2 protein-coding genes are annotated in these 3,532 nt (G+C 29.9%); one reads left to right on the top strand and one right to left on the bottom strand.

Annotation, left to right across the window (positions count from 1 at the left end; all coding sequences use genetic code 11):
* Positions 1-348 precede the first annotated feature (348 nt).
* Positions 349-2,535, bottom strand: a complete 2,187-nt coding sequence (locus JM172_RS25565) for a polysaccharide pyruvyl transferase family protein (RefSeq protein WP_214484920.1) — start codon at positions 2,533-2,535, stop codon at positions 349-351.
* A 267-nt stretch (positions 2,536-2,802) separates the two neighbouring features.
* On the opposite strand from JM172_RS25565, the gene JM172_RS24050 reads away from it, so the two are divergent.
* On the top strand, positions 2,803-3,297 hold the full coding sequence (locus JM172_RS24050; RefSeq protein WP_214484919.1) for a hypothetical protein: 495 nt from the start codon (positions 2,803-2,805) through the stop codon (positions 3,295-3,297).
* The last annotated feature ends 235 nt before the right edge of the window (positions 3,298-3,532 follow it).

Here is a 3,532-nt window from a genome sequence, read left to right as displayed (position 1 = left end):
TTAATAGTGCAAGCACGGTTCTGTGAGGGGATGGAGTACAATTTACCGTAAGGTAAAAAGACTCCATTCTACTCGACATCTGAAATATAGATATGTGCCATTATTCATTTTAGAGCCACATCGTTGAATAACAAGTATTTTTATTTGTGAATATATACATCTTAATTTGATGAGTTTCCTGTTGTGTTGAGCTGCTTATTCTCAAATGTCTTTAATTGGATACAGGAGGTGCAATTATTGAAAGTAGGAATGAGATTATTGAAGCAGAGTTGAATCTATAGCAGGAAAAAAATATAATAATATGACTGATAATATAAAGAGCTAGAAGAAACTTATAACCTAAATGAATTAATAAAGAAACAATTGTTTATCAAAGGGTATATTTATTAGGTTAAAATACTTTTGTTTTTCTTTTTTTAGGTTCTCAACAATCTTATTTCTTTGTTGGTTAATCAAATATTCCAGTTTTAAAATTCTTGTTTCTATATTTATTGAATTAGTTGATATGATAAAGTCATTAAAATCAATAGAATTAGCAAAATCGAAAACTTTAAATCGATAGGCTAAAGCAATGGGTGGTGTGTTGGCAGCGATTGAAATAATATTTGCATGCAATTTAAAATTAATTGTGAAATAGAAGTTAGAAATAAGATTTATTAAATAATGTTGATGATGAATTTTAATATCTAAGAAGACGTTTTCTTGATCATTTATTTTATTATAAAGCGAATTTAACGCAGGAATATCTTGGTCCCAAATTGAATACAAATAGATTTTATATCCTTTTACTATTAGTGATTTAATCGCCTTTATTAATGAATCTTCTACCTTTTCTTCATTCAATCCATATATGTTATTAAATGAGGTGCCCCAGTTTACTCCTATAATCTTTTTTGTTTTAAAAGGTATGAAGACTTTATATTCTTCATCGAGATAGTATATCTCGGAAAGATAAAATCCGGGATCTCCGCAAACCATCATCTTTTTTTCATTCCCACCCATTTGCTTGATTATTTCGTACGTTAATTGCCCTCTTACACCTACATATTCAGCTTGATCAATTATTTCAATAAGTTTATTTTGGATATTTTTAGAAAAATATGATTCAATATTAATAGACTTTTCATTTTCTAATAATTGAATATGATCAAATTGAATCCAATCAATACCTGTGCCCCAGATTATTACTTTTTTACCTTTTTGGGTTGCTTCATGTAGAAAGGTGATATTATCACTATTAATAATAGAACCTCCACCTAAAACAATTAAGTCAAACGTTTCAATGTCATACTCTTTGGATGATGTTCCAATCGTACCAGTTAATTCCCATTCTTTATCTAGAGTAACTTTCTTAAAATTTTCCTTAAAAAGTTCCCAAAGTAATTCATCTCCAAGGTTGTTATACCCTAGCCATCCGATATATAAAACCTTTTTTTTATGAAGGACTTCAGTTATTTCTTTAGAGAAGTTTTTAAAAAATAAATTATTGTATTCAACTCTGTGATCATTCGGACGGTATATTTCTGCCCTCTTATTATGTTGTATAGATTTTTCTATTTCTCCTAACTTCCAATAACATACACACAAATGTAAGTGAGGAAACCAAGTAGAATAAGCATGTTTTTGAAATCCTTCATTATTAATTGGTCTCTTATTTAGGGCTGTGTGAAACCAAAATGTTGCCGCGTGATAATCATTTTTTTTCATAAAAAAACTACCTAAACGACAACAACTTTCAGGAAGAGGATAGCCATACTTTAAGGATTTTAATAAATAGCTTAATTCTTCTTCTTCGTCTCCTAAATAACTGTAACAGTCTGCTAATGAAAGGCATGCTAGTACTTCATCCTCGACCCAACCTTCTTTTGTAGATAAAAATTCATTATAATATTTGATAGCTTTTTTGTGAAGATGATGATCCTTTAACTCATTAGCATAATAATATAAATCTCTAGGGGAAAAAGTTTCTCCTTTCTTTATGCGATTTTCAAAAATATTGAGATTTCTATTTACTTCTACACCATTTGTCTTTGAGACCTTATTGTGAGTTATGACTATATCAGATTCAATAATATTTCCTGACACCTTTAAATACTCATGCACAGCCCCATACCATTTAAATTGATTATCTCGTCGTACTAATCTATTTCTTCTATAACTAAAAACCGGATGGCCATATTCATCAAAAGAGGCATTATATATCATTGATACACCATCAACAGATTTCTCAAGTGTCTCTTTAATCAGTAATATCTTTTCAAGATCTTTGTGAAGTAACACATCATCAGCATCTAACCAAAGAATATATTCTTTGGTAGCATGACTAAAAGCAAAATTTCTTGCGGCAGAAAAGTCATCATGCCATTGATAGTCAAAGAGTTTGTTTGTATAATTTGAAGCTATTTGTTTGGTGTTATCCGTTGAGCCAGTATCTACAATAATGATTTCATCACAGGCATTCTGGATACTTTCTAAACAATTTTTTAACGTTTCTTCTTCATTTTTAACTATCATGCATAAACTAATTGTAACCATCGATATCCCTCCAGTTAATTCAACATAATATATGTTTGTTTTTTTAAATTGTACCAACTATGTAAGAGAGCAATTTTTCATGTTATTTATTGTACAAATAAGGTATAGATCATTATTTCAGTAATAAAAAATCCATATTAAGCTAATTAGGATATATAATCAGTTGTACGAGTGAAACGATTACTCAAAATTATTTTTACTAGGACTAATATCTAATCAAAATTATTGAAGTTTTCATAAAATAAATATCAAGGAGTGATGTTATATATGAAAATTTCTAAAAGGGATAGTGTTGTTAACATAGGTGATTGTTGTATATGTCCAATTGATGGTTGTATCGTACAAAATTTAACAGACGGAAGTGGAGAGGATATAGTTGAACAATACCTATTTTCTACGTGTACAGTAGATGCTTGTTTAAATATTAAAAATGATTCAATATATTGTGATCCAACTGAAAGTGACCCAGCTGTCACCAACCCTATTGCAAACCCGATTATTTTAGCTCAGTTGTTAGGGCCAAGTTCAAATGGTAACTGTACACCAATAGGCCCTGTTGTGCAAATAGATCCTGGTCAAATGAAAAGTTTGTTAGGAAAAAATGTTTGTGGCCTTCAAATTTCTGGTATGGAAAATCCAGAATGCCTGACTACAGGTGGTTGTTCGAGAGGTGGTCCAGGTATGACTTGTAATGAAGTAAGAGGTAACTATAATGGTACCATCAGAATGATTCCTAATTCTCCAATATGTAACTGTCCATAGTATTTCAGAATTTTGATAAAAAAATCTAAATATATAACTTTACGATTTTCTATAAAATAACTGTTATTCAACAATATGGCGCTTTTCAGAACTAACTCTGAAAAGCGTCTTTATGTGCTAACTTTTTTCATCGTTCAAATTGCTAATTCTATAGTGTGAAATTAATAGGGGAAATGTGGATGTATAGGAAAAACTTATAATATTGTAAGTATACATATTGTGGAGGTTATGATGA

Origin of the sequence: Bacillus sp. SM2101, assembly GCF_018588585.1 — a bacterium.
GTDB classification, from domain to species: Bacteria; Bacillota; Bacilli; order Bacillales; family SM2101; genus Nanhaiella; species Nanhaiella sioensis.
The sequence above is the reverse complement of the archived record's forward strand: the minus strand, read 5'-3'. Positions and strand labels throughout refer to the sequence as shown.